Origin of the sequence: Streptomyces megasporus (assembly GCF_000718985.1) — a bacterium.
GTDB classification, from domain to species: Bacteria; Actinomycetota; Actinomycetes; order Streptomycetales; family Streptomycetaceae; genus Streptomyces; species Streptomyces megasporus.
In genome coordinates, this window is record NZ_JODL01000007.1 from 28,505 (window position 1) to 54,377 (window position 25,873).

Annotated in this window: 23 protein-coding genes and 2 tRNA genes; 10 read left to right on the forward strand and 15 right to left on the reverse strand. The window is 72.0% G+C overall.

What is annotated here, in order from left to right; translation table 11 throughout:
* Nucleotides 1–206: 206 nt before the first annotated feature.
* The gene (locus IF47_RS0108775) at nt 207–1,187 is read left to right on the forward strand and encodes an acyl-ACP desaturase (RefSeq protein ID WP_031507842.1); all 981 of its coding nucleotides are present in this window, start codon (nt 207–209) and stop codon (nt 1,185–1,187) included.
* A gap of 302 nt (nt 1,188–1,489) precedes the next feature.
* Nucleotides 1,490–2,332, forward strand: a complete 843-nt coding sequence (locus IF47_RS0108780; RefSeq protein WP_031507844.1) for a glycoside hydrolase family 16 protein — start codon at nt 1,490–1,492, stop codon at nt 2,330–2,332.
* Nucleotides 2,333–2,443: 111 nt separating this feature from the next.
* Here the strand turns inward: IF47_RS0108780 and IF47_RS0108785 are convergent, their stop codons facing one another.
* Nucleotides 2,444–4,006, reverse strand: a complete 1,563-nt coding sequence (locus IF47_RS0108785) for an MDR family MFS transporter (protein WP_211257179.1) — start codon at nt 4,004–4,006, stop codon at nt 2,444–2,446.
* 148 nt (nt 4,007–4,154) lie between these two features.
* Here IF47_RS0108785 and IF47_RS0108790 point away from each other — a divergent pair, with 148 nt between their 5' ends.
* Nucleotides 4,155–4,739: a TetR/AcrR family transcriptional regulator gene (locus IF47_RS0108790; RefSeq protein ID WP_031507846.1), complete on the forward strand. Its 585-nt coding sequence runs from the start codon at nt 4,155–4,157 to the stop codon at nt 4,737–4,739.
* Nucleotides 4,740–4,887: 148 nt separating this feature from the next.
* Here the strand turns inward: IF47_RS0108790 and IF47_RS0108795 are convergent, their stop codons facing one another.
* Nucleotides 4,888–5,415, reverse strand: coding sequence for a peptidase inhibitor family I36 protein (locus tag IF47_RS0108795; protein WP_031507848.1), 528 nt, complete (start codon nt 5,413–5,415; stop codon nt 4,888–4,890).
* Nucleotides 5,416–5,599: 184 nt separating this feature from the next.
* Nucleotides 5,600–6,295 carry an ester cyclase gene (locus IF47_RS0108800; protein WP_031507849.1) on the reverse strand — a complete coding sequence of 232 codons (696 nt, stop codon included), beginning with the start codon at nt 6,293–6,295 and terminating at the stop codon, nt 5,600–5,602.
* A 270-nt stretch (nt 6,296–6,565) separates the two neighbouring features.
* Here IF47_RS0108800 and IF47_RS0108805 point away from each other — a divergent pair, with 270 nt between their 5' ends.
* The 4 genes from IF47_RS0108805 (at nt 6,566) to IF47_RS0108820 (ending at nt 10,487) form a co-directional block, all read left to right on the forward strand.
* Nucleotides 6,566–7,327: a DUF1206 domain-containing protein gene (locus IF47_RS0108805; protein WP_245641052.1), complete on the forward strand. Its 762-nt coding sequence runs from the start codon at nt 6,566–6,568 to the stop codon at nt 7,325–7,327.
* Nucleotides 7,328–7,624: 297 nt separating this feature from the next.
* On the forward strand, nt 7,625–8,062 hold the full coding sequence (locus IF47_RS27605) for a hypothetical protein (protein WP_245641053.1): 438 nt from the start codon (nt 7,625–7,627) through the stop codon (nt 8,060–8,062).
* Between the two features lie 2 nt (nt 8,063–8,064).
* Entirely contained in the window at nt 8,065–9,870 is a 1,806-nt protein-coding gene (locus tag IF47_RS0108815; protein ID WP_031507853.1) for an alpha/beta hydrolase, read from the forward strand.
* Nucleotides 9,867–10,487, forward strand: coding sequence for a hypothetical protein (locus IF47_RS0108820; RefSeq protein ID WP_245641054.1), 621 nt, complete (start codon nt 9,867–9,869; stop codon nt 10,485–10,487). The genes IF47_RS0108815 and IF47_RS0108820 overlap by 4 nt, the downstream gene beginning before the upstream one ends.
* A 20-nt stretch (nt 10,488–10,507) precedes the next feature.
* Here IF47_RS0108820 and IF47_RS0108825 read toward each other — a convergent pair whose 3' ends face one another.
* From IF47_RS0108825 to IF47_RS0108850, 6 genes are all read right to left on the reverse strand, one after another.
* Nucleotides 10,508–11,704, reverse strand: a complete 1,197-nt coding sequence (locus IF47_RS0108825) for a leucine-rich repeat domain-containing protein (RefSeq protein ID WP_037732268.1) — start codon at nt 11,702–11,704, stop codon at nt 10,508–10,510.
* Complete coding sequence (locus IF47_RS0108830) at nt 11,698–13,089, reverse strand: SDR family NAD(P)-dependent oxidoreductase (protein ID WP_031507856.1); 1,392 nt, start codon at nt 13,087–13,089, stop codon at nt 11,698–11,700. Before IF47_RS0108830 ends, IF47_RS0108825 begins: the two co-directional genes overlap by 7 nt.
* Nucleotides 13,090–13,114: 25 nt before the next feature.
* Nucleotides 13,115–13,187 (reverse strand) — tRNA-Gly (locus tag IF47_RS0108835).
* Between the two features lie 12 nt (nt 13,188–13,199).
* Nucleotides 13,200–13,272 (reverse strand) — tRNA-Ala (locus tag IF47_RS0108840).
* Between the two features lie 128 nt (nt 13,273–13,400).
* A complete protein-coding gene (locus tag IF47_RS0108845) occupies nt 13,401–14,045 on the reverse strand; it encodes a hypothetical protein (protein ID WP_031507858.1) in 645 nt (214 codons plus the stop codon).
* Between the two features lie 75 nt (nt 14,046–14,120).
* On the reverse strand, nt 14,121–14,771 hold the full coding sequence (locus IF47_RS0108850; protein WP_031507859.1) for a nucleoside/nucleotide kinase family protein: 651 nt from the start codon (nt 14,769–14,771) through the stop codon (nt 14,121–14,123).
* A gap of 352 nt (nt 14,772–15,123) precedes the next feature.
* Here IF47_RS0108850 and IF47_RS0108855 point away from each other — a divergent pair, with 352 nt between their 5' ends.
* A complete protein-coding gene (locus IF47_RS0108855) occupies nt 15,124–16,740 on the forward strand; it encodes an ABC-F family ATP-binding cassette domain-containing protein (RefSeq protein WP_031507861.1) in 1,617 nt (538 codons plus the stop codon).
* 102 nt (nt 16,741–16,842) lie between these two features.
* Here IF47_RS0108855 and IF47_RS0108860 read toward each other — a convergent pair whose 3' ends face one another.
* Nucleotides 16,843–17,682 (reverse strand): SAM-dependent methyltransferase, encoded by an 840-nt coding sequence (locus tag IF47_RS0108860; protein ID WP_031507863.1) that lies wholly within the window; start codon nt 17,680–17,682, stop codon nt 16,843–16,845.
* A gap of 91 nt (nt 17,683–17,773) precedes the next feature.
* On the reverse strand, nt 17,774–18,427 hold the full coding sequence (locus IF47_RS28630) for a TetR/AcrR family transcriptional regulator (protein WP_051717277.1): 654 nt from the start codon (nt 18,425–18,427) through the stop codon (nt 17,774–17,776).
* Nucleotides 18,428–18,541: 114 nt separating this feature from the next.
* Between IF47_RS28630 and IF47_RS0108870 the strand changes: the two genes are divergently transcribed.
* Together IF47_RS0108870 and IF47_RS0108875 are read left to right on the forward strand one after the other, a co-directional pair.
* Nucleotides 18,542–19,126: a class I SAM-dependent methyltransferase gene (locus IF47_RS0108870; RefSeq protein WP_031507866.1), complete on the forward strand. Its 585-nt coding sequence runs from the start codon at nt 18,542–18,544 to the stop codon at nt 19,124–19,126.
* A gap of 70 nt (nt 19,127–19,196) precedes the next feature.
* Nucleotides 19,197–19,922, forward strand: a complete 726-nt coding sequence (locus IF47_RS0108875; protein WP_031507868.1) for a MerR family transcriptional regulator — start codon at nt 19,197–19,199, stop codon at nt 19,920–19,922.
* 56 nt (nt 19,923–19,978) lie between these two features.
* Here the strand turns inward: IF47_RS0108875 and IF47_RS0108880 are convergent, their stop codons facing one another.
* From IF47_RS0108880 to IF47_RS0108895, 4 genes are all read right to left on the reverse strand, one after another.
* A complete protein-coding gene (locus IF47_RS0108880; RefSeq protein WP_031507870.1) occupies nt 19,979–22,165 on the reverse strand; it encodes a 3-hydroxyacyl-CoA dehydrogenase NAD-binding domain-containing protein in 2,187 nt (728 codons plus the stop codon).
* A gap of 77 nt (nt 22,166–22,242) precedes the next feature.
* Nucleotides 22,243–23,457, reverse strand: coding sequence for an acetyl-CoA C-acetyltransferase (locus IF47_RS0108885; protein ID WP_031507871.1), 1,215 nt, complete (start codon nt 23,455–23,457; stop codon nt 22,243–22,245).
* Nucleotides 23,458–23,519: 62 nt separating this feature from the next.
* Nucleotides 23,520–24,662 carry an acyl-CoA dehydrogenase family protein gene (locus tag IF47_RS0108890; RefSeq protein WP_031507872.1) on the reverse strand — a complete coding sequence of 381 codons (1,143 nt, stop codon included), beginning with the start codon at nt 24,660–24,662 and terminating at the stop codon, nt 23,520–23,522.
* The gene (locus IF47_RS0108895) at nt 24,659–25,813 is read right to left on the reverse strand and encodes a CaiB/BaiF CoA transferase family protein (RefSeq protein WP_031507874.1); all 1,155 of its coding nucleotides are present in this window, start codon (nt 25,811–25,813) and stop codon (nt 24,659–24,661) included. Before IF47_RS0108895 ends, IF47_RS0108890 begins: the two co-directional genes overlap by 4 nt.
* Nucleotides 25,814–25,873 lie beyond the last annotated feature (60 nt).

Genomic DNA, 25,873 nt, shown 5'->3' on the forward strand with positions numbered 1-25,873 from the left:
GATTCCCCCGCGTCCGGGGAACGGCGATCAGGGTGAGGCGCACGCCTCCCGCGCCGTACGCCCGGAAACGTTCGCACGAACGGCCGATGTCCGACATACCCGCTGTTCAGGGCACCGACCTTGCCATCACCGGGGCCGGTAACCTACGGTTTCGTAACCTACGTCTCCGTAGGTAATTCCACCTGCCCCCCTCCCCTGGAGCCCTCATGACCCTCGCTCTCCCCCCTGCCCACGGCACCGAGCGGTGGACGGACGCACGTCTGCTGTACGCCCTGGAAGAGGTGGTGGAGAAGGAACTCGACCGGCACCTGAAGGTCGCCAAGGAGTGGATGCCCCACGAGTACGTGCCGTGGAGCGACGGCCGGAACTTCGACGGCCCGCTGGGCGGCGAGCCCTGGGAGCCGGGGCAGTCGAAGGTCTCGGAGATAGGCCGGACGGCCCTGGTGGTCAACCTGTTGACCGAGGACAACCTCCCCAGCTACCACCACGAGATCGCCACCCTCTTCGGCCGCGACGGCGCCTGGGGCACCTGGGTCCACCGGTGGACCGCCGAGGAGGGACGGCACGGCACCGTGATGCGCGACTACCTGCTGACCTCGCGCGCCGTGGACCCGGTGGAGCTGGAGAGGTTCCGGATGGCGCACATGTCGGAGGGATTCGAGTCCGACAACGGGCACTCGATGCTCCACTCGGTGGCCTACGTCGCCTTCCAGGAGCTGGCCACCCGCATCTCGCACCGCAACACCGGCCGGTTGTCCGGCGATCCGGTCTGCGACCGGATACTGGCCCGGATCGCCACCGACGAGAACCTGCACATGGTCTTCTACCGGAACCTGCTGCGGGCGGCCTTCGAGCTGGCCCCGGACCAGACCATGCGGGCGGTGTGCGACGTGGTGTCGGGCTTCCGGATGCCCGGTCACGGCATTCCCGGCTTCGAGCGGGCCGCCGCGCGGATGGCCCTCGGCGGCGTCTACAACCTGCGCATCCACCACGACGACGTGCTCCAGCCGGTGCTGCGTTTCCTGAAGGTCCTGGAGATCGGCGGGCTCGGTCCGGAGGGTCTGAAGGCGCAGGAGGAGCTGGGTCTGTTCCTGGAGGGTCTGGACGGCGAGGCCCGCAAGCTGGACGAGCGGCTGGCCGCGCGCCGCGCCCGCCTCGCGGCCCGCGAGGCGGCGGCCGGTTCCTGACCCCTCTCCCTCATCTTCCCCTGTCGGTCTCCCTCTCGGGCCCGCGCCGTCCGTTCCGGCGCGGGCCCTCCGCCGTTGACACGCACCGTCCGGCGGTCAATCCTGAGAGCGCTCTCAGAGCGCCTGTCGTCCCTCCCGGATTCGTGCCCCACGCCGTGTCACGGGAGTCGCGCCGGGCGCCTTCCACACGAGCCCGCACCAGGGAGAGACCCGTGCCCCACACGCCACCCCCACCCCCACCCTCGTCCCGCCGCCGGAGAGTCCTCCGTCCGCGATGGCTCGCGGCCGGCACGGCGGCCGTCATGGCCGGCGTCCTCTTCGCCAACTCGGCCGCGGCGGCGCCCGTCACGGAGAACTGGACGGGAGAGTCGCCCCACTTCTCGCAGACGTCGGCGCCCGGCGGCACCGTCGGCACCGTGTCGACGAGCGGCGCCGACGACGGCCGGGCGCTGCGGCTCACGCTCGACGCCCGTCCCGGCGTCGGCCCGGGCAACGGCGTGGAGATCATCAGCAACGACAGGACGTACCGCTACGGCACCTACGGAACCCGCATCCGGACCGCGGACTGCACCGGGCAGGGCCGACTCGGCGTCGTCACCGGCACCTTCACCTACTCGTCGAACCACGCGGACGAGAACGGCAACGGCCTGCCCGACAACGACGAGATCGACATCGAGGTGCTCTGCGCCCAACCGCACGTCGTCTGGCTGACCATCTGGACGGACTACGACGGCGCCACGGGGGCCGTCCGCAAGATCTCCCGCGCGATCGACATGCGCACCGGGAAGGTCCTCCACAACTGCTACATGCACGTGCTCGGCGGCCCCTGCCAACCCGAACTGCCCGGTGAGAACAGCCCGGCGAGCGTCACGCCCGTCCCCGGCTTCGACTCCTCGAAGCAGTTCCGCACCTTCATGTTCGACTGGCAGCCGGATTCGGTGACCTTCTGGGGCTACGACGACAGCGGCCGGAAGAACGTGCTCTGGGAGTACCGCGGCCCGGCCTCCCGCATCCCGGACAAGCCGTCGGCCTTCCTGCAGAACGTCTGGCACACCGACGCCTGGGACCCGCTCGACGGACCGGCTCGCGAACAGCCGCGGACGGCGATCTCCGCCCACGTCGACTCCACCACGCTTCCCCGCTGACGTCCGGGAACACCGAAAGGGGCCGGGCCCCCGCGAGCGGTCCGCTCGCCGGGGCCCGGCCCCTCTTCTCCGCCGTGCGCCTCCCCCGCCGTGCGCGCCGTCGACGCGGTGTCAGCCGGCCGTGGTCCCGCCGACCGTCTCCTTCCGGGCCCCGGCGCCCTCGTCGGCGGCGGGCGCCAGGTCGACGCTGTCGCGCAGCCTCACCGGGGTGAGGAACAGCGTGGCGATCACGCCGATCACGGCGATGCACGCGGAGATCAGGAAGACGTGGCCGGTGCCGTCCCCGTAGGCGGCGCGGACGACCTCCACGACGGCGGGCGGCATGCCCGCCAGGTCGAGCGTGGTCCCGCTCGCCGCCTCGTCGCCGGAGTCCACGCCCATCCTGGCGAGCCCGCCCGCGATGTCCGTGGCGACCCGGTTGGCGAGGACCGCGCCGAGCACCGAGACGCCGACGGTGCCGCCCAGAGAGCGGAAGAAGGTGATCGCGCCGCTGGCCGCGCCCAGTTCGCTCAGGGGAACGGTGTTCTGGACGACCAGCACCAGGTTCTGCATCGACATGCCGACGCCGACGCCGACCGCGAACATGCCGAGCGAGACGATCGCCGGCGAGGTCTCGTGGTCGATGGTGGACAGGCCCAGGAAGCCCAGGGTGAGGATCACCGCGCCGACGACGATGTACGGCTTGACCACGCCGTTCCTGGAGACCATGCGCCCGGAGACGGTCGAGGAGATCAGCACGCCGAGCATCATCGGGATGGTGAGCAGGCCCGCCTCGGTGGGCGAGTGGCCCCGGCCGATCTGGAAGTACTGGCCCAGGAAGACCGCGCCCCCGAACATGGCCATGCCGACGGCGAGACTGGCGAGGATGGCGAGGGCCGGATCGCGGCGTTTGACGACGTGCAGCGGCACGACCGGCTGCGCGACCCTGGCCTCCACCGCGACCGCGGCGCCCAGGAGGACCACGCTGCCGCCGGCCATGACGCCGGTCTGCCAGGAGATCCAGTCGAAGTGACCGCCGACGAAGGTGACCCACAGCAGCAACAGGCCGACACCGGCGGCGATGAGGACGGCGCCGACGTAGTCGATCCTCACGTCGGGGCGGCGGACCTCGGTCAGGTGCAGGGTCCGGGCGAGCATCACCATGGCGATCAGGGTGAAGGGGACGGCGATGAAGAAGCACCAGCGCCAGCCGAGCCAGGAGACGTCGGCGATGGCGCCGCCGAGGAGCGGTCCGCCGACGGTGGCGACGGCCATGACACCGCCGAGGTAGCCGTTGTACCTGCCGCGCTCCCTGGGGCTGATCATCGCGGCGATGATCACCTGCACCAGGGTCTGGAGGGCTCCCATGCCCAGCCCCTGGACGGCGCGGAAGGCGATGAGCTGGCCGGTGTTCTGGGCGAACCCGCAGGCCAGTGAGGAGACGACGAACATACCGATCGCGATCTGGAGCAGCAGCTTCTTGCTGAACAGATCGGCGAGCCTGCCCCAGATCGGGGTGGACGCCGTGGACGCCAGCAGGGTCGCGGTGACCACCCAGGTGTACTGCGACTGGGAGCCCCGCAACGAGCCGACGATCTGCGGGAGCGCCACCGAGACGACGGTGCTGCTGGTCATCGCCACGAAGAGCACGAGGAGCAGCCCGCTCAACGCGCGCATCACAGGGCGGTGGTCCATCGGCGCGGCGTCCGCGGGCGCGGCCGTTCGTGCGCTCACGCGCAACCTCCGGAGGGTACGGGTACGGCGGGGAACCCACTCACCATACATGCCCAATGGGCAAACTTGCCCATTGGGAAATCTTTACCTTCCGTAAGATGATGGCCTCATGGAACACACCGTGGGACTGCGCGAGCGCAAGAAGGCCGCCACCCGGCAGGCAGTGCACGAGGCGGCACTGCGCCTCACCGTCGAGCACGGCTTCGACAAGGTCACCATCGAGGCCATCGCCGACGCGGCCGGGATCTCCCGCAGAACGTTCTCCAACTACTTCGCCGGCAAGGAGGACGCCCTCCTGTACGGCGAGGAGGAGCGCATCCGCGAACTCGTCCAGGGCGTGCGCGACCGGCCCGCCGACGAGCCCGCCTGGACCGCCCTCCGCAACGCGCTGCGCGCCCTGGCCCACCGGTACGGCCACCCCGACCCCGAGTGGGCGGTGCGCAGCCGCCTGGCCAAGAGGCACCCCTCCCTCCTCGCCCGACAGCTCGCCAACCACGCGGCACTCGAACGGGACCTCGCCCTCGCCGTGTCGGAACGGCCCGGCCCGGAAGGAGTGCGCCCCCAGGTCGTGGCGGCGGCGTTCCTCACCGCCCTGCGGATCGGCACGCACCTGTGGACGGAGGAGGACCAGTCACGCGAACTCGCCGAGGTGATCGGCGAGATCCTCGACGAGATGGCGTCGCCCTTCTCCTGAGCCTCCGCCCACCCCGCCCCGCCCGGCAGCCCGGCACCCCCGGCACCCGCCCGGCGTCCGAGGCGTCCGGACCCGAACAGCACAAGGGCCGGGCCCCTGGTGAGCGCTCACCAGGGGCCCGGCCTTCCGTCGTCGCGCCACCGGCCCGTCAGCCGTGGACCCACCGCGCGCGGTCGTTGTAGCCGCCGAGGTTGGAGCTGTACTCCGGCGCGCCGATCCAGATCTGCTGCCCGTTGCCCATCTTCAGACCACCGGTGTCGCCCCGGCTCTGACGGTTCCGCCACGAGCTGGCCTTGTTGGCGAAGCCGTACTCGTTGAGGTCGTGCCAGTACTCGTCGTTGAAGATCAGCCGGCGTCCGCCCCCGTTGACGTGCTCGTAGAGGCACAGCCAGCCCCGGGCACAGGCCGGGAGGGCCTTCGCGTCCGCGGACCTGTCGTACCCGAGGGCGGCGTCGGCCTCGCTGCCCTTGCCGTAGCAGTCGATGTCCTGCGGGGTGGTGACCACACAGGTGTGCGCCCCCCGCCAACCCTCCTCCCGCAGGTTGATCCGCTGTCCTTCGTAGCGGGCCTCGGCTCCGGCCGCCGCGGGCTCCGCGGTGGCGTTGGACGGTACGGCCGCCAGCAGTCCCGCCGCCATGGCCGCGGCACCGACGAAGTGCGCCACGCGTGTGCGCATGATTTCCCCCTTCTGGTCACCGCCGCTCGCCCCGAGAGGGAACGGCGGCTCGGTGAGAACGGTCGCCGTCATCCTCGCGGCCCCGGCGGACGCTTCACCACAGAAAGGGGCGAAGTGAACCCATGTGGGTGACAACTCGCTGACGCTGTGTCACATCACGGCGGATTCACCCCGGTGGCGGGCCCTACATCTCGACGGCACCGATCTGCCGCAGCAGGCCGAGGTCGTCCCAGTTCCACCAACCCTCCGCGATCTTCCCGTTCTCGCAGCGGAAGGTGACGTGCCCGGTCCCCATGACCTCTCGGTCCGTGGGCTCCACACCCTTGAACGGACCGACGTGGCGGCCCGTGTAGGACAGCCGCGCACACACCAGATCACCCTCGGCGATCATGCTCTCGACGGTGATCGTCGGCCGGAACGCCTCCAGGACCTCCCGGTTCTCCTCCTTGGCCCGCGCGAGCCCGATGCCGTAGGACGACAGGGCGGGGTCGTGCTCCCGGTAGTCGGGAGTGCACAGCGCGTCCGCCACGTCGTAGTTCCTCCGGTTGATCACCTCTTCGACGAAGGTGCGGGCCACACCGGTGTTGAGCTGCTCGTCCCGGGAGACGTCCAGGTCCGTGAACGTGGGCGCCTCGTCGCAGACCTCCAGCAGCTCCTGGAAGATCCGGTCCGTCTCGGGCAGCCGCGAGTTCTTCATCGCCTCCTCGTAGGAGGGGAACTCCACGATCTCCACCACGTGCGCGGAGTCGGAGCGGTCCCGTCCGACGATCGAGTGGGTGGCCGTTCGCTTGCCCTGGGTCGCCTTGACCCAGTTGTCCATCAGCCTGTCCAGCTTGTCGGCCTGGTGGGTCTTGCAGTCGATGACCTGGACGAATGTCATGATGTCGCCTTCCCTGGCGGAGACGTACGAAGGCATTTCCAGGCTATAACCGTTCCGCCCGCCATGCCCCTTTCGGGTGTTTTCTCGGCCCGCTCGTCTCGTTCGCGCGTCTGGTTCGCGCGCCTCGTTCGCGTGCCGGCCGTCCCGGACGGCGCTTCCCCGTGGCGCGTCACCTCGCCCGTACGGGGCAGACGGCGCGGCATGAGAACCACGACGACCGCGCCGGCGTCGGTGCGCGGAAACACGAGACGGGCCGCGAACAGTCCCGCCATGGAGGCCGCCGCCCGCTGGGGGCTGGTCGCCTACGGCGTGGTCTACCTGCTGATCGGTCTGTTGGCCCTGCGAATCGCCTTCGGCGACCGGGAACACCAGGCGGACAGCGGCGGCGCGCTGCGGGAGTTGGCCCGACAGCCGCTCGGTGGGTTCCTGGTGTGGGCGATCGGCATCGGACTCGCCGGACTGGCCCTGTGGCGGCTGTCGGAGGCGTTGTCGGGGGCGGCGCGTCCGAACGGCCACAGGCCGCGGGAGCGGCTGCGGTCCGCCGCGCGGTTCGCGGTGCTCGCCGTCCTGTCGACGTCCGCGATCGCCTTCGCCGCCGGTTCCGGGGGCGGCGGTTCGAGCGACGAGCAGTCCCGCGACCTCACCTCCCGGGTGCTGGACCTCCCGGTGGGCCGCTGGTTGGCGGGGGCGCTGGGCCTGGCGGTGGTCGGCATCGGCGTGTGGAGCGCGGTGCGGGCGCTTCGGCGCACGTTCCGCGAGGAGTTGGGGCCGGTGCCCGCGCGTCTGCGGCGTGCCGTGGACGTCCTGGGGGTGGCGGGCGGCGTCTCGCGCGGGCTGGTCTTCACGGTGGCGGGCGGCTTCGTGGTGCAGGCGGCGGTGCGGTACGACCCGAACGAGGCGAAGGGGCTGGACGACTCCCTGCGCGTCCTCGCCGGGACGCCGGTGGGGCCGTGGCTGTTGGCTGCTGTCGCCGTCGGGCTGATGCTGTACGGCCTGTTCCTGTTCGCATCGGCCCGCGCACACAGGGTGTGAGGCCGGACCGTCCGGGGGTACGTCAACTTCCTCCCCCTTTCCTTCACCCTGCCGGGAGCGCCGAACGTCGGTCGGGAGCCGGGCGGGACATCGCGGTCCGAGCGGTGATTCCCCGGCACCGACGGACCGGGCCGTCCGGATATGAGTACGCGTACTCATGGGGCCGGCCCGCCGTGCGCGGATAGCATCGCCGGGCACTGAACCCCAGTGCGGCGCCCGTGCTCTCCCGATGCTCCGAACCCGGGATCGCGGGGCGCGGTTCGGCATCGGCACGGTCGAGGGTGGGACGGCGCGGTGGTGACCGGTCAGCAGACGGACGTGTGGCGGCAGTTGATCGACCTCACGGAACGACCGCGGTCCGGGGCCGATGCCCCGACCGCCGGAAGCCCGAGGACGACACTGGCCTCCGCGAACGGACAGGAAGGCGGCGGCTCCGGACGGCTGCGGCAGAGCTCGGGCCCGTGGACGTCCGCCGCCACGGTGGCCGACGACCTCCGAAGCAGCATGAGGGCCGCCAAGGACAAGCTCGTCACCTCCCACGAGGGCGTCGCCTCCGAAGGGAGCGGTCTGTCGAGCATCGCGGCCCTGGGCGCCGTCCGCGACTCCTGGGAACAGCGCCTGGAGGACGCCCGCAAGGAGTGCGAGAGCCTCGCCGGCAAGCTGCGGAAGGTGGCCGAGGACCACGAGGAGAACGAGGCCGCCACCACGTCCTCCTTCGAGCAGCGGGGGAAGTGACCGTGGCGAGCGGACTGACCTGGCAGGAACTCCGTGATCTCAGGCTCTCCGGGATCGAGGACGCCGCCGACGGGTGGGCCGACGTCGGCAACCGGGCGAGCGCGGCCCGTCCCCGTGTCGACGACGAGATGACGGGCAGGCTGGGCAGGACCCAGGAAGGGGAAGCCGAGAAGGCCGCGGTCCGCAGGCTGCGGAGGCTGAGCGAGAACTTCCGGTACATCCACACGGAGTGCGGGCTCGTGCGCACCGCCCTGGACGGCTTGGCGCGGGAACTCAGGCCGCTCCAGCGGAAGTTGAGAGACGCCCTCGACGATGCGGCGGCCCTGAGGTTCACCGTCCACGCGGATGGTTCGGTGAGCTATCCGGCCGGCGGCGAGGAGGTGGGCGGCCTCACACCACCAGGCGGAACCGTCACGGGATCCGGCCCTCTCCTGGGCCCCGCCCTTCAACGGCCCACCTTGTCGGAGGCCAACCCCAACCGCGCCAAGGCCCAGGACATCGCCGACCGGATCTTCCGCGCCGTGGACGACGCGAGATCGGTGGACGACGGCTACGCGACCGCCATCCGCAGGCTGCGGACCAAACCGGGGCTCGACGTCAACGACGCGATGTGGGCGGACGCCTACCGCGATGCCGCGGTGACGCGCAAGGCAGCCGACGACCACCTCGGAAAGGACCTCCCCCACGACCTCACACCGGCCCAGCGCAAGGAGTGGTGGGCAAGCCTCGACCAGGAGGAGCGGGAGCAGTACCTGGCCCTCCACCCCCATGAGATCGGCTCCATGGACGGCATCCCCGCGGAGACCCGCGACGCCGCCAACAGGGCCTACCTACCGTTGTTGATGGGGAAGTTGGAGGCGGAGGGGACCCCACAGGCGGAGACCAAACTCGCGGGTCTTCGGGAAATCGACAGAAAGCTGCGCGCGGGCGGCGATCCGCCGATCTTCCTCCTCGGCATCGGCGACGAGGGCAACGGCCGCGCGATCGTCAGCTACGGAAACCCCGACACGTCGAGGAACGTGTCCGCCTACGTTCCCGGCCTCGGGACGGCGCTGGACGAGCACTTCGCCAAGAACGACTTGGAGCGGGCCCGTCATACCGCCGTCGGTGCCCGGGAGTACGACCCTTCGAGCGCCTCGATCGTCTGGCTCGGCTACGACGCGCCGCAACTTCCCGCCGACCGCCCTCTGGACAACCTCGATGTCATGCACAAGGACCACGCCGCGGCGGGAGCACCGGCGTACAACAGCTTCATGGACGGGCTGGCGGCGACCAACCGGCACGCCGACCCCCACCTCGTCGCGATCGGCCACTCCTACGGTTCCCTCACCGTCGGCCTCGCCGCACAGGAGCGCGGGGGAATTCCGGGCGTCGACGACATCATTCTGCTGGGAAGCCCGGGAGTGGATGCCCAGAAAGCCGACGAGTTGGGCGTCGGCAAGGACCACGTCTACGTCGGCTCCGCCGACAACGACCCGGTGACGATGCTCCCTTCCAAGAAGGAGCTCGGCGGCGCCCTCATCTGGTCGAACCTCGGCCCTCTCGGCTCCTACCTCGGCTATGAACTGTCGGACATCGGAAACGACGACATCTGGTTCGGCAAGGACCCGGCCAGCGAGGCATTCGGAGCGAAACGCTTTCTGGTGGACGACGGGTACCCTCCCTTCATGGACCCCGACGACCCCACAAACCCCACACCGGCACACTCCAACTATTTCAACCCGGAGAAAGACCAGGTCTCCGCAGACAATATCGCAGCGATTGTCTCGGGCCACCCGGAAGAAGCAAAGGCAGAGGAGCACCGGTGAAGTCCCGCGTGATCGGCGTGCTGGGTATCGCGATACTCCTTTCCTCTTGCGGAGACCCTCCGAAGACAAAACCCGATTCAATTGCGAAAGATCGAGTCCTCACCGTGAACATGCAGGAAGCCGCCGACCAAGCCGACGCCCTCTTGGACGGGACCATCAAAGCCATACACCCCGAGGTGGAATGGTCCTATAGCGCAACGACAAGCCAGGCATGTACCGACTGGAAAGGCGAGGCAACGGAGGCCGGAGCCGTATCTCGCCGTCGTTCGGTACTGACCATCATCTCGGATGAACGGCGCGGCAGCTTCCTTGGCGTCGTCGAGCGCCATTGGAAGAACAGCGGCTACCGCATCATCTCGGTCAATGAGAGCGAGACCTTCCCTGCGATCTACGCGGAAACGCCCGAGGGGTTCCGTATCCGGCTGAAGTTCGGATACAAGGGGCAAGCACACTTTCAGGCCTCCACTCCCTGCGCCGAGCAGTCCGAGGTCGCGCCACCCAAGTCGGCGATCGGAGGTCCGGAGTACACCGAGGAGAAACCGCCTCTGCCGAACAAGCACTCCGACTTCTGGTCCGCACGGACACCCGTGCCGTCCAACGGTCCGGACGAGGGCTGACCGGGGCGGGACCGGAGGGTTCAGGCGCCGGGCGGCGGTTGGCGGTGGACGCTGCGGATGGCGGCGACGTCGGCGGGGACGGGCGGCAGCGGCGGAAGGTGGGTGGCGAGCGCGTCGAGGCGACGGCGCACGCTGGTCGCGATGCCCTTGCCCAGGACGAACCGGGTGGCGGTGACGGCGCGCGGGGCCGTGTCGAGGAGACGGTGCGCCTCGCGGCTGCGCATCCCGGTGTGGGCCAGCACCAGGTGCGTCATCCGGTGCGGTCTCTCCGTCAGCGCCCCGGCGATCGCGCGGGCGGCGTCCTCGTCCACGTGGTTGTCGCGGGCGCCGAGCACTCCCGCCGCCTTCACCCGGCCCAGATCGCACACCTCCACGCCCGCCGCGACGGCCGCGGACACCAGGGCCGCCACGGCCCGCGGACCGATGCCGTTGCTCGCGACGGACAGCCGGCGCAGCCTGCCGTGCGGCGCGGTGGTCAGGGCGTCGGCGAGGAGGAGCGCTCCCTCGTCCCCCAGCCGGGCGGCCGCGACGTACAGTTCGCCGACCGCTCCGGAGGCCAGGAGCGCGGCCAGTGGGCGCGCGCCCTCGGCTCCGAGGGGGTTGCCGCCGACATAGAGCCTCTCGATCCGCCGGCCCTGTCGGTCGGCCACGGTCAACGCCCCGGTGAGGAGGTCGAGTTCGGTGGCGTCCAGGCCGGTCTGGACGAGGTCGAGGGTGCGCAGGGAGCGCGCCGACTCGATCAGGTCCGCCACGGCCCGCCCTCCCCCGCCGTTCGTGCCCAGGGGGTTGCGCTTGAGCCAGACGCCGGTGACGGCCTGCGGGGAGGCGCGCAGGCCATCGGCGATGCGGCAGACGCCGCCCGCGGTGATGCCGTTGCAGCCCAGGTAGAGCGTTTCGACACCGGTTTCGGCGGCCTTCTCCGTGACCGTGGAGGCTCCTTGGTCGCCGAGCCCGTCGGTGCCCAGCAGCAGGTGCCGTACGGGTCCGGGGCGCAGGGCATCGGCGACGGCCGCCGCGCCGTCCGGGCCGAGAGCCTGTTTGCACAGGTCGAGCCGTCCGTCGGGCAGGGCCGTGCCGGCGGTGAAGTCCAGGCGTTCGGCCGGGGTCCGTCCGGTGCGCAGCCAGTTCAGCAGGGGCGCGAGGTCGTCCGCCGGTCGGGGTGTGACGGGGCCGATGCCCGCGAAGCCGGTGTCCGTCCGCCCGTCGGTGGTCACCATTCGGCCTCCCGGTAGTCCTTGAGGAAGACGCCGGAGACCGGTGCTCCGGCCTCGCCGCGCACGATGGGGTCGTAGACGCGGGCCGCGCCGTCGACGACGTCGAGCGGGGTGCGGAAGCCGCGTCCGGCGAGTCGGGCCTTCTTCGGGGCCGGGTTCTCGTCGGTGATCCAGCCGGTGTCCACCGCGCACATGTGGACGCCGTGGGCGGCGAGTTCGGGTCCGCTGGTGCGGGTGAGCATGTTGAGGGCGGCTTTGGCCATGTTGGTGTGCGGGTGGCCGGCGGTCTTGTTCCGCACGGCGAACCGACCTTCCACCGCCGTGACGTTGACGATGTAACGGCGCGGGTGCGGGGAGGCCAGCAGAAGGGGCAGCAGGCGGTCGCAGAGCAGGGTGGGGGCGAGGGCGTTGACGAGGTGGGTCTCCAGCACCTCGGTCGGATCGAGCTCGCCGAGGCGGGCGGACCAGGAGTTGTGCGGGGCGGTGTCCGGCAGCAGTCCGGCCTCGTCCACCGCGGGCAGGGCGTCCGGCCCGGCGGAGGGGCGCTGTCCGGGCAGGGCCGGGGCGAGCGCGGCCTGCGGCAGGGACGCGCCGGGCAGCGGTCGGTAGCCGGGCGCGTACAGCATCCCGGCGGACAGTTCGCGGGCGGCGGCGTGCCGCTCCCCCTCTGCGAGGACGGCGTACGCCTCGGGCGGGCGTCGCACCGTCTGCGCGGCGTTGTTGACCAGGATGTCCAGCGGGCGGCCGTCGGCGTGGAGCCGTTCGCACAGGCCGATGACCTGCCGTGGGTCGCGCAGGTCGATCCCGACGACCGTGAGGCGGTCCAGCCACCGGCCGCTTCCCTCGGCGGCCTCGAAGCGGCGCAGCGCGTCGTGGGGGAAGCGGGTGGTGACGATCAGTTCGGCGCCGTCGCGGAGCATCATCAGGGCGAGGTGGAAACCGATCTTCACCCGGCCTCCGGTGAGGAGGACACGGCGGCCGGTGAGGTCGGTGCGCATCCGTCGACGAGCCGAGTTGTCGGCGGCGCACTCCGGGCACAGCAGGTGGTAGAAGGCGTCGGCCCGGTGGTAGCGGCGCTTGCACACATAGCAGCGGCGGGGGCGGGCGAAGACACCGGGTTTCCCCGGTCCGTCCAGCGGGGCGTCCTCGCGTCGGGCGGTCGATCCGGTGGCGGTGGCTGCGATGGTGGCCGCGTCGGCGGCGATCCGGTGGCGGTGGCGGTCCTTCCGGCGGCGCAGTCGTCCGTCGCGGGCGAAGGACGCGGCGACCTGTTCGGCGCGCAGCCGCACCGGATCGTCGGCGGGCAGGGTGCGCAGCTTGGCCACGGTGCGGTCGAACGCCGCGAGTTCGTCGTCGGTGATCTCCTCGGTCCCGTCGGCCTCGCCCATGCCCCCGTGACTCCCGCTCCCCCGGTGGCCCCGACCGGATTCGAACCGGCGTCCTCCCGCATGGCATGCGGGCGCGTCCGCCTCTGCGCTACGGGACCGTGCCGAACCTGCCCGGACGGCCGGATTCGAACCGGCGTCCCCTCGCACGCCATGCGAGCGCGTCTGCCTCTGCGCTACGTCCGGGCATTGGCAGGGATGCTACCCTGCCCGTTCGGTGACGGCGCGACCGGAGCGCACGGGCCGGATCACCGGCCTCGTCCTCCCGCCGTCCAACGGCGAGGAGCGGCGCGTTCGGCCGCTTTGACGGTCTGTCAGAACGGTCCGTCGGGGTGCCAGAAGTGCGTCGGCTCGTCTTTTCGGGGGTGCCCGTCCGGGATGCGTGCGCAGGGGGCGTGGAAGGACACGAAGAGCCCCTTGCGGGAGTCGTGCCACCGCGCGTTGACCTTCAGGCCGCTCTTCGGGTGCAGGTACCGGAAATTGAGGGACGTGGAGCGGGCGCTCTCCCGTCCGAGGTCGTGGGTGAGCTTCCAGCCCTCGGACTCCAGCCGCCCGCGCAACCGTCCCAGGGCGGCCCTGGCCGTGCTCTCCTCGATCCCGTCCACTCCCCAGGAGTGTTCGAGGTCGATGACGCCCTCCACGGGCTCGTCCCAGTGGGCGAGGTACTGGTATCCGCGGTGGTGGCAGGACCCGTCCTCGAGGAAGTTCCACGCCTCGGTGACCGGCTCGGGCAGGTCGAGGAGGTCGTACGCCCACCGGGAGCGGTCCTGGAGGCGTTCGGCGGTGACGTCCGGGGTGGCCGTCGGATACGGCTCGCCGTACCACATCCGGCGGGCCGTGGGAACGAGGAGGGCGACCACCACGGTGAGCACCACGGCGAGGTACAGCGCCACGCCGCCTCCCACCACCCACCGGGTCCGCTTCCGTCCCGTGCCCCGTCCCCGCGCGTCCACCGTCATGGCCGTGACGCTACGGACGGACGGCGCCCGCCGGCATGGGCGCTCGTACTCATCCGCTCCGGGCACGTGGGCGGGTCAGCCGGTCCAGGCCGGGTGGCGGGGGTCGTCGGCGCGGACCACCACGTCGGCCGTCTCCTCCGGGCGCGTCTCCTCCGCGTAGCGGGCGAAGGCCGGCAGCGTCCAGTGCTCCTCCTCGGGGGTGCGGCGGGCCAGGGCGGCCGGGGAGAGACGCAGGTGGACGGTGAGGTCCAGCGGGAAGCCGCGGCCGAGCAGCAGCGGCCCGTCCAGCAGCAGCACGCCGCCGGGCGGGAGGGTGACGTAGGGGCTGCGGGTGGCGCGGTCGGTGACCGGGTCCCACAGGTCGGGCAGGATCCGTCCGGTGCCGTCGGGGCCGAGCGGCCCGAACACCTCCCGCCACAGGGCGCCGGTGTCCAGCCACAGGTCGTGATACGCGTCCGGGTCGCGGTGTCCGTACTCCAGCCGCAGCGACGCCGGGCGCAGGAAGCCGTCCGCGCTCACCCGCCGCACGGGGCGACCGCGCAGCCGCAGCGCCTCGGCGAGGTCGTCCGCCCACTCCCCCGGTCGGGCGGCCGGGGCGCCGTCGATCGCCGCGCGCACCCAGGGCGAGCCGTCGTGGGTGTCCGCGGCGGCGAGACGGTCGGCGACCGCGTCCGTCAGGCGGGACCAGGTGACGGGACGGACGTCGCGGCGGGCACGGTCGGTCATGGTCCGCAGCACAGCACACTTCCCCGGGGAGGCGGTAGCCGCCGCCGGGGCGGGTGGGAAAACCGTTTGCGGCCCTCCGGGGGGTGCCGTACCGTTTTTCACGGCCCTGTCGTCGTCGATCGGAGAGGCCGTTGCTCGCCTGAGGTCATGAGGCACCGGATCCGCGGAAGTGTTCCGCGTGGTTCTCCGTGTGTGCGACGACCTCGGGCCGTGAGCCGCCCTTTCGGACCGGACGTGTCCAGGGCCTTCGTGTTTCTCCCGCCCTCCGTCTCCGTGGCGTCGTCGCACGGCGTCCGCCGGTGCCTTCGTGTGTCGCCCCCTTCCCCACACCACGAGAGCAACCGGAGGCCCCATGCCGCTTTCCGCACCGTCCGCCGCGTCCATCGTCTGTTCCGGAGTGCGTTTCGCCTGGCCGGACGGCACCCCCGTGTTGGAGGACTTCCACTTCACGGCCGGCCCCGGCCGCACCGGTCTGGTGGGGCTCAACGGCTCCGGGAAGTCCACTCTGCTCAGACTGATCGCCGGTGAGCTGAGCCCGTCCCGAGGGTCCGTGCGCACCGCGGGCGAGGTCGGCCACCTGCCGCAGGCGGTCCACCTGGACACCGCCCTGCGGGTGGACGAGGCCCTGGGCGTCGCGAAGGCCCGTGCCGCCCTGCACGCCATCGAGAACGGGGACGCGAGCGAGGAGAACTTCACCGCGGTCGGCGACGACTGGGACGTCGAGGAGCGCTCCCGGGCCGTCCTGGACCAGCTCGGTCTGGAGCACATCGGTCTGGACCGCACCATCGGCGAGGTCTCCGGCGGGGAGTCCGTCCTGCTGCGGCTGGCCGCGCTGCTGTTGGCCCGGCCGGAGATCCTGCTGCTGGACGAGCCCACCAACAACCTCGACCTGGCCGCGCGCCGCCGCCTGTACGACGCCGTCGACTCCTGGAACGGGGTGTTGGTCGTGGTCAGTCACGACCGCGAGCTGCTGCGGCGCGTCGACCGGATCGCCGACCTGCGCGGTGGCGAGGTCCGCTGGTACGGCGGGAACATCGACGCCTACGAGGCGGCCCTGGCCGTGGAGCAGGAGGCGGCCGAGCGGACGGTCCGCGCGGCCGAGGCCGATGTCAGGCGTCAGAAGCGCGAGTTGGCGGAGGCGCACGAGAAGCTGGCCAGGCGGGCGCGCCAAGGCAGGAAGGCCGCCGCGACCGCGGGCCTGCCGAGGATCGTGGCGGGTGCGCGCAAGCGCGCCGCCCAGGAGTCGGCGGGGAAGCACCGCGTCCTTCACGAGGAGCGGTTGAAGGAGGCGAGGGAGCGGCTGGACGAGGCCGCCGAGGCGGTCCGGGACGACGACGAGATCCGTGTCGACCTGCCGCACACCACCGTGCCGCGCGGCCGTACCGTGCTGGCCCTGCGCGGGGTGGAACTGCGCAACGGGGTCCGTGCCGAGCTGCACCTGCACGGGCCGGAGCGGGTGGCGCTGGTGGGCCGGAACGGGGCGGGCAAGACCACGCTGCTGCGCACGGTCGCCGGGGAGGTGGAGCCGGTGGCGGGCGAGGCGGTGGTCCACGTTCCGATGCGGTACCTGCCGCAACGACTGGACGTGCTGGACGACGGGCTGAGCGTCGCGCGGAACGTCGCCCGGTTCGCTCCGGGGGCGACCGAGAACCTGATCCGGGCGCGGCTGGCCCGCTTCCTGTTCCGGGGCGCGCGGGCGGATCGGCCGGCCGGGACCCTCTCCGGCGGCGAGCGGTTCCGGGCGGCGCTGGCGGCGCTGATGCTGGCCGAACCGGCGCCGCGGCTGCTGATGCTGGACGAGCCGACGAACAACCTGGACATGGCCAGTGTTCGGCAGCTCACCGGTGCGCTGGCGGCCTACGAGGGCGCGTTGATCGTGGCGAGCCACGACATCCCGTTCCTGCGGGACATCAAGATCACGCGCTGGCTGTCGCTGGACGGCGAGTTGACCGACGCCGAACCGTTGTGAGGGCCGGGGGCGGGCCGGCGGCCGGCCCGCCCGCACCGTCCGGGCCGCTGTCCGTCCGGGCCACCGTCCGAGCCGGGGTGGGCCTCCCGGACGGGGTGACCTCTACGGCTTGCGGCCCACGCCGCAGTAGAAGGCCACCTCGTCGGGCTCGTCGGGCTCGTCGGCTTCCTCGCCCGTCGGGGAGGGCTCCGGGCGCCACCGCGAGCACGACACCACGCCCGGCTCCAGCAGGTCCAGGCCGTCGAAGAACCGCGCGACCTCCTCGGGGGTGCGCTGGTGGAGCTTCGGCGTGCCGACGCTGTTCCAGTACTCCACCGCGGCGTCCACGTCCGCCAGTCCCGGAGCGGTGATGGTGTGCGACAGCACCAGGTGGCTGCCGGGGGGCACCGCGTCCATGAGCCGCTTCACGATGGCGCGGGCCCGCTCGGTGTCCTGGACGAACATCACGATGCCCAGCAGCATGACCGCGATCGGTTCGGTGAAGTCGAGCGTCCGGGCCGCGTCGCGCAAGATGGCGTCGGGGTCGTGGAGGTCGGCGTCGAGGTAGTCGGTGGCGCCTTCGGGGGTGGAGGTGAGCAGGGCGCGGGCGTGGGCCAGCACGATGGGGTCGTTGTCGGCGTAGACGATCCTCGCCTCGGGGGCGATGCGCTGGGCGACCTCGTGGGTGTTGTCGGAGGTCGGCAGGCCGGTGCCGATGTCCAGGAACTGCCGGATGCCCACCTCGCGGGTCAGGTGGGTCACCGCGCGGCCCAGGAACGCCCGGTCGGCTCGGGCGTAGTCGAGGATGCCGGGGTGGATGCGGCGCACCTGGTCACCGGCTGCCCGGTCGACCTCGTAGTGGTTCTTGCCGCCCAGCCAGTAGTCCCACATCCGGGCCGAGTGCGGAATGGTCGTGTCGATCCGGGGGCGTGCGTCGCTGCCCGGGGATGCCGTACCCGTCATGGTGTCTCCTCGTCGGATCGGGGAACGGGGCCGACGGCCCGTCAGGGGTCCGGCGAAAGCCTATGCGGACGAACGCGCCGGGCGGGCGCGATCAGGGATTCGGGGGATTTGCGGGCACCACGAGCAGGCGATGGGTCATCTCCGCGAGCCGGTCCTCCGTCTCCGCCCGGATCTCCTCGGGGACGGCGGTGCGGCGGAAGCGGTGCGAGGCGAGCAACGACAGCAGCCACCAGGCGCCGGCGGCCGGGTCGATCTCCGATGTGATCTCCCCGGCGCGCTGCCCCTGGGCCAGGACCGCCGTCAGCTCCTCGGCGATGCGCCGGGTGCCGCGCCGATACGCCTCGGCGATGCGGGGTTCGTCGGTGAGAGCGGCGGCGTCGGCCAGCAGGGCGCCCAGAGTGCCGCGCTCGTGCATCCGGTCGACGTGGCCGGGGGTCGTGACGTGCTCCAGGAAGACGGCCGCCGAGCCGTGGCAGCAGGTCGCCAGCTCCTCGCGCATGGTCGCGCCGACCTGCTCCGCGGCCCGGTCGAGCACGGCCGCGTACAGCGCCGCCTTGGAGCCGAAGTTCTGGAAGACCACCGGTTCGCTCACCCCGATGCGGGCGGCGATCTCGGCCGCCCGGCCGCGGCGGTAACCGGCTTCGGCGAAGACCTCGGTGGCGGCGTCCAGGATCGACGTCCTGCGGTCGGCCGCGCTCAGCCGGACACGGCACGTGGCGGCGGCAGTCGGTTCCTGCTGGGGCATCGGCCCATGCTACCCACCGGCCACCCACCGACGTCGCCGCCTTGCCCAGCAACTTAGTGGCGACTAAGCTCGACGGTGTTCTTAGTCGTCACTAAGTTTCTTTGGGGGATCACCATGACCGAGACCGCGGACGGCGCCAAGGGGAACGGCCCCGGCATCGTCATCGACCACCCCCGGCGTTACGAGCTGTTCAGCTCGCTCGCCCTCCCCGGAGTACGTCGCCGGATGTTCGCGCGGCTCGCCGAGCGGGCCGGGACCCGGCCCGGCGACCGCGTCCTGGACATCGGCTGCGGTACGGGCGCGCTGACCCGCGCGGTCGCCGCGACCGTCGCCCCCGGCGGCGGCGTGCTGGGGATCGACCCGTCGTCCCGGATGGTCGGGTACGCCCGTGACCGCGCGAGGCGGCGCGGCGAGAACAGCGAGTTCGCCGTGGGCACGGCCCAGGAGATCGACGTCCCGGACGGCTCGTTCGACGCCGTCGTCACCAGCTTCGCCGTCCACCACGTCCGGGAGGACGGACGCGAGCGGGCGTTCGCCGAGATGTTCCGGGTGCTGCGCCCCGGCGGGCGGCTGATGGTGGCCGACTTCCGCGGCCACGCCGAGCGGCACTCGGAGATGATCTCCGCGGCCGGCTTCACGGACCTCGCCCGGGGCCGGGTGCGGCCCGTGGCGCACTGGATCACCGCCGTCCGTCCCTGATCCCCCGAGTCCGGGTCCGGGTGCGACCGCACGGTTTCACACCGTTGGTGAGACAGCGATACTGTCCGACATGAAGGACCCGGCCGGCTCCCTGACCGTCGACGAGCTGGCGGCGCGCGCCGGCGTGACCGTCCGCACGATCCGCTTCTACTCCACGCGGGGGCTGCTGCCGCCGCCGGAGATCGGTCCCCGGCGCGTGGGGCGGTACGGGCCCGAGCACCTGTCCCGGCTCGCGCTGATCGAGGAGTTGCAGCACCAGGGGATGACCCTGGCGGCCATCGAGCGCTACCTGCGACAGCTTCCCCCCGACCTCAGCCCGGAGGACCTCGCCCTCCACCGCGCCCTGGTGGCCTCCTGGGCGCCGGACGTCGAGGAGGAGACCACCCGCGGGGCGTTGGAGCGGCGGGCGGGACGGGAGTTGACGGAGGACGACGTCGACCGGCTGGAGGCGATGAACGTCCTCACCCGGACCGACGATCCGGACGTCTTCCGGGTCGACCCCGTCATCCTCCACCTGGGGGTGCGGCTGCTGGAGGTGCCCGTCACGCTCGAGACGCTCCTCGCCGCGCGTGCGGTCGTCCTCGACCACAGCCGTCAGGCGGCCCGCGAGCTGAGCCGGCTGTTCAAGGAGGAGGTCTGGGACCCCTACCGGCGGCAGGAGGACGACCCGGAGCAGGTGGAGACCATGCGGGAGTTGTCGGCCCACATGCAGCCCATGGTGGTGCAGGCGCTGGTGACCGCCTTCCAGCGGTCGATGCGCGAGGAGCTGCGGGCCTCCTTCCCCGACGAGGGCTGAGCCCGACGGGGCCGGGTCCGTCCGCTCCCTCCCGGAACCGGACGGACCCGGCGGGGTCACTCGCCGGCGGGGGTGTCGGTGAAGGTCTCGCCCTTCTCCGCCTTCTCCAGCAGCAGCTCCGGCGGCGCGAACCGGTCGCCGTAGCGGGCCTGGAGCTCACGGGCGCGCGCGACGAAACCGGGCAGGCCGCCGGGGTAGCCGTTGACGTACTGGAGGACGCCGCCGGTCCAGCCGGGGAAGCCGATGCCCAGGATGGAGCCGATGTTGGCGTCCGCCACCGAGGTCAGGACGCCTTCCTGGAGGCAGCGGACGCTGTCGAGGGCCTCGGAGAAGAGCATCCGCTCCTTCATGTCCGTCAGCGGGGTCTCGGCGCCGGAGCGGGTGAAGTGCTCCCGCAGTCCCGGCCACAGGCCCGCGCGCCTGCCGTCGGCGTCGTAGTCGTAGAAGCCCGCGCCGCCGGCGCGGCCGGTGCGGCCGAACTCCTCGACCATCCGGTCGATGACGGTGTCGGCCGGGTGCGGCTGCCAGGTGCCGCCCGCCGCCTCCGTGGCCTGCCGGGCCTCCTCGCGGATTCTCCGGATCAGGGTGAGGGTCAACTCGTCCGTCAGGGACAGCACCTTGGCCGGGTAGCCGGCCTGGGCGGCGGCCTGCTCCACCGAGGCCGGCTCCACGCCCTCGGCGACCATCGCCACGCCCTCGTTGATGAACCGCCCGATCACCCGGGAGGTGAAGAAGCCGCGGGAGTCGCCCACCACGATCGGGGTCTTGTTGATCTGCCGCACCAGGTCGAAGGCGCGGGCGACCGCCTCGTCCCCGGTCCGCTCGCCGCGGATGATCTCCACCAGCGGCATCTTGTCGACCGGCGAGAAGAAGTGCAGCCCGATGAAGTCCCGCTGCCGGTCCGCGCCCTCGGCCAGCGTGGTGATGGGGATGGTGGAGGTGTTGGAGCACAGCAGCGCGTCGGGCGCGACGATGTCCTGGATCTCGGCGAAGACCTTGTGCTTGAGGGCGGTGTCCTCGAAGACCGCCTCGATCACCGCGTCGCATCCGGCCAGGGCGGACGGGTCGGCGGTGGGGGTGATGCGCGCCAGCAGCGCGTCGCGCTGCTCCGGCGTGGTGCGGCCCTTGGCGAGCGCCTTGTCGAGGAGGCCGGCCGAGTACGCCTTGCCCTTCTCGGCGGCCGCCACGCTCACGTCCTTGAGGACGACCTCGATGCCGGCCTTCGCGCAGGCGTAGGCGATGCCGGCGCCCATCATGCCCGCGCCCAGCACCGCGACCTTCGTCACCTTCCGGGGTTCGTGGCCCCGGGGGCGGCTGCGGCCGGAGTTGACCGCCTGGAGGTCGAAGAAGAACGCCTGGATCATGTTCTTGGCGGTCTGCCCGGTCGCCAGCTCGGTGAAGTAGCGGGACTCGATGGCCTGGGCGGTTTCGAAGTCGACCTGGGCGCCCTCGACGGCCGCGGCCAGGATGTTGCGCTGGGCCGGGTAGGGGGCGCCGCCGAGCTGCTTGGCGAGGTTGGCGGGGAAGGCCGGGAGGTTGGCGGCGAACTTCGGGTGGGCGGGGGTGCCGCCGGGGATCTTGTAGCCCTTGACGTCCCAGGGCTGGACGGAATCGGGGTGGGCGTCGATGAACGCCCTCGCCCGCGCGAGCATCTCCTCGGGGGTGTCCACGACCTCGTGGACCAGGCCCTTCTCCCGTGCCGCGCGGGGGCGGTACTGCCGGCCCTGGAGCAGCACGTTCAGCAGGGCGTCGGTGATGCCCAGCAGCCGCACGGTGCGCACCACGCCGCCGCTGCCGGGCAGCAGGCCCAAGGTGGCCTCGGGCAGGCCGATCCTCGACCCCTTGGCGTCGAGGGCGATCCGGTGGTGGCAGGCCAGCGCGATCTCCAGGCCGCCGCCGAGGGCGGCGCCGTTGATCGCGGCGACGACGGGCTTGCCGAGGGTCTCGATGCGGCGCAGGTCGTGTTTGATGGCCATGCCGCGCTCGAAGAGCTCCTGGGCCTGTTCGGGCCGCACGGCGAGCAGGTCGTTGAGGTCGCCGCCGGCGAAGAACGTCTTCTTGGCGGAGGTGACGATGACGCCGCGGACGCTCTCCCGCTCCGCCTCCAGTCGGTCGGCGGTGGCCGCGAGCGAGGCGGCGAACGCGGCGTTCATGGTGTTGGCGGACTGGTTCGGGTCGTCCAGGGTGAGGGTGACGACGCCGGTGTCGTCCTGCTCCCAGCGGATGGTGGAGGGGGCTGCCATGGTGGGTTCTCGATCTCTCGTTGAGGGCTGCTGCGTCGGGACGTTCGAGGGTGGGCGCGCGGTGCCGCCGGGACGGGTCAGAGCCGCTCGACGACGGTGGCGATGCCCATGCCGCCGCCGACGCAGAGGGTGGCCAGGCCGTAGCGCTTCTCGCGGCGTTCGAGTTCGTCGACGAGGGTGCCCAGGATCATCGCGCCGGTGGCGCCCAGCGGGTGGCCCATGGCGATGGCGCCGCCGTTGACGTTGACCTTGTCCAGGGACAGTCCCATGTCCTTCACGAAGCGCAGGACGACGGCCGCGAACGCCTCGTTGATCTCCACCAGGTCGATGTCGTCGATCGTCAGGCCCGCCTTGGCCAGCGCCTTGCGGGAGGCCGGGGCGGGGCCGGTGAGCATGATGGTCGGCTCGGAGCCGGAGACGGCCGCGGAGACGATCCGGGCGCGCGGCGTCAGCCCGTACCGCTCCCCCACCTCGCGGCTGCCGATGGCCACCAGCGCCGCGCCGTCCACGATGCCGGAGGAGTTGCCCGCGTGGTGGACGTGGTCGATCCGCTCCACCCAGTGGTACTTCTGCAGCGCCACCGCGTCGAAGCCGCCCGCCTCGCCGATGGTGGCGAAGGAGGGCTTGAGGGCGGCGAGCGAGTCGGCGGTGGTGCCGGGGCGCATGTGCTCGTCGCGGTCGAGGACGACCAGGCCGTTGCGGTCGGTGACGGGCACCACCGAGCGGTCGAAGCGGCCCTCCTTCCACGCCGTCGCGGCGCGCTCCTGCGACAGGGCGGCGTACTCGTCCACGTCGCGGCGGCTGAAGCCCTCGATGGTGGCGATGAGGTCGGCGCCGATGCCCTGGGGGACGAAGCCGCTCTCGAAGCTGGTCATGGGGTCCATGGCCCAGGCGCCGCCGTCGGAGCCCATCGGCACCCGCGACATCGACTCCACGCCACCGGCCAGGATCAGGTCCTCCCAGCCGGAGCGGACCTTGGCGGCGGCCAGGTTGACCGCCTCCAGGCCCGAGGCGCAGAACCGGTTCTCCTGGACGCCGGCCACCGTGTCGGGCAGTCCGGCGGCGATGGCGGCGATCCGGGCGATGTCCGAGCCCTGGTCGCCGACGGGGGTGACGACGCCGAGCACGATGTCGTCGATGGCGGCCGGGTCCAGGTCGGGGAAGCGGCGGCGCATCTCGTGGATCAGGCCGACGACGAGGTCGATCGGCTTGGTGCCGTGCAGGGCGCCGGTTGCCTTGCCGCGCCCGCGCGGAGTGCGGATGGCGTCGTAGAGGTACGCGTCGGTTGTCACGGTCTCAAGGGCCTTTCGGGAGCTTTCGGCGAGGCGATTCAGGGCACGGGTCGGGGCACGGGTCAGGGCAGCAGCGCGCGGCCGATGATCTCCTTCATGATCTCGGTCGTGCCGCCGTAGATGGTCTGGATGCGTCCGTCGGTGAACGCTCTGGCGACGGGGTACTCGGTCATGTAGCCGTACCCGCCGTGGAGTTGGAGGCATCGGTCGGCGACGCGCTTGTGCAGTTCGGTCGCCCACCACTTGGCCATCGAGGCGTGGACGGCGTCCAACTCCCCGCGGAGGTGGTCCTCGACGCAGCGGTCGACGAAGGCGCGGGTGACCGCGCACTCGGTGGCCATCTCGGCGACCTCGAAGCGGATGTGCTGGAAGCGGGCCAGGGAGCGGCCGAACGCCTCGCGCCCGGTGACGTACTCGCGGGTGATCCGAAGCAGGTGTTCGGCCCCGGCGACGGCGGACACCGCGATGGTCAGCCGCTCCTGGACGAGGTTGGCCATCAGGTGGCCGAAGGCGCCGTGGAGCTCGCCCAGCAGGTTCTCCTTGGGCACGTGCGCGTCGCGGAAGAACAGTTCGGCGGTGTCCTGGGACTTCTGGCCGATCTTGTCGAGGTTGCGGCCGCGTTCGAAGCCCTCCGTGCCGCGCTCGACGACCAGCAGGCTGAGCCCCTTCGCGCCGCCCTGGCGGGTCGTCCTGGCGACCACGATCACCAGGTCGGCGAGGATGCCGTTGGAGATGAAGGTCTTGGAGCCGTTGAGCAGCCAGTGGTCGCCGCGGTCCTCGGCGACGGTGCGGATGCCCTGGAGGTCGGAGCCGGCGCCGGGTTCGGTCATGGCGATGGCGGTGATCGTCTCGCCGGAGCAGAAGCCGGGCAGCCAGCGCCTCTTCTGCTCCTCGGTGCCCAGGGAGGTCAGGTACGGGCCGATGACGTCGTTGTGGAGGCCGATCGCCAGGCCGGGCGCGCCCGCCTTGGTGAACTCCTCGGCGAGCACGACGCCGTAGCGGAAGTCGTCCTGCCCACCGCCTCCGTACTCCTCGGGGACGGCCATGCCCAGCAGTCCCTGCCGTCCGGCGGCGAGCCAGGCGGAGCGGTCCACGACGCCCTCGCGTTCCCACCTCTCGTAGTGCGGCAGCACCTCCTTGGTCAGGAAGGCCCCGACCGCCTCGCGGAAGGCCTCGTGGTCCTCGGTGAAGATGCGACGCTTCAACGTGAGCCCTCCTCGGGGGCGGTCGCGGGGGTGAGGGACGGCAGGTCCCAGTCGCGGGCCACCTCGGCGGCGTCCGCGCCGGGGACGGCGGGCGGGCGGCGCAGCGCGCCGGGGGTGGCGGAGAAACGGGGGGCGGGGGCGGGCTGGGTGATCCCCGCGTGGTCGACGTAGGTGCCGCGGGCGGCCAGGTGCGGGTGGGCGGGGGCCTCGCGCAGGGAGAGCACGGGGGCCACGCAGGCGTCGGAGCCGTCGAAGACCTCCGTCCACTCCGTGCGGGTGCGGGTGCGGAAGCGGGCGGCGATGGTCTCGCGCAGTTCGCCCCAGCGGGCGGGGTCGTCGCGGTCGGGCACGTCCCCCTCCAGGCCGAGCAGTCGGACGAATTCTTCGTGGAAGGGGCGTTCCAGCGCGCCGACGGCCATCCAGCCGCCGTCGGCGGTCTCGTAGACGCCGTAGCAGGGGTGGCCGCCGTCCAGCAGGTTGGCGCCGCGCCGGTCCTGCCAGGCGCCGGCGGCCAGCATGCCGTGGATCATCGCCGTCAGGTGGCCGGTGCCGTCCACGACCGCGGCGTCGACGACCTGGCCGCGCCCGCCCTCGGCGCGGGCGTGGTGGAGCGCGGCGAGGACGCCGACGACCAGGTAGAGCGATCCGCCCGCGTAGTCGCCGAGGAGGTTGGCGGGGATCGAGGGCGGCCCTCCGGCCGGGCCGATCATGCCGAGCGCGCCGGTGATCGCGGTGTAGCCGATGTCGTGTCCGGCGCTGCGCGCGAGGGGACCGTCCTGGCCCCAGCCCGTCATCCGTCCGTAGACCAGCCTCGGGTTGCGGGCCAGGCACTCCTTCGGGCCGACTCCGAGGCGTTCGGCGACGCCGGGGCGGTAGCCCTCGATCAGCACGTCGGCGCGTTCGGCGAGGTCCAGGACGGTGGCGGGGCCGTCCTCGGACTTGAGGTCGACCAGCACCGAGCGCTTGTTGCGGCCCGTGACGTCCTTCGTCGGGTCGATGCCCAGCGCCTGTCCGCCGGGCCGGTCGACGCGGACGACGTCGGCGCCGAGGTCGCCCAGGAGCATGGCGGCGAACGGGCCGGGGCCGATGCCCGCCAGCTCCACCACCCGCACTCCGGCGAGCGGGCCGGGCCCGCTCTCCGCCGCCGTCATGTGGACCCCCAGCCGTCCCGGCCGCTCCGTCACGACCGTATGACACCAATGATGTAACAC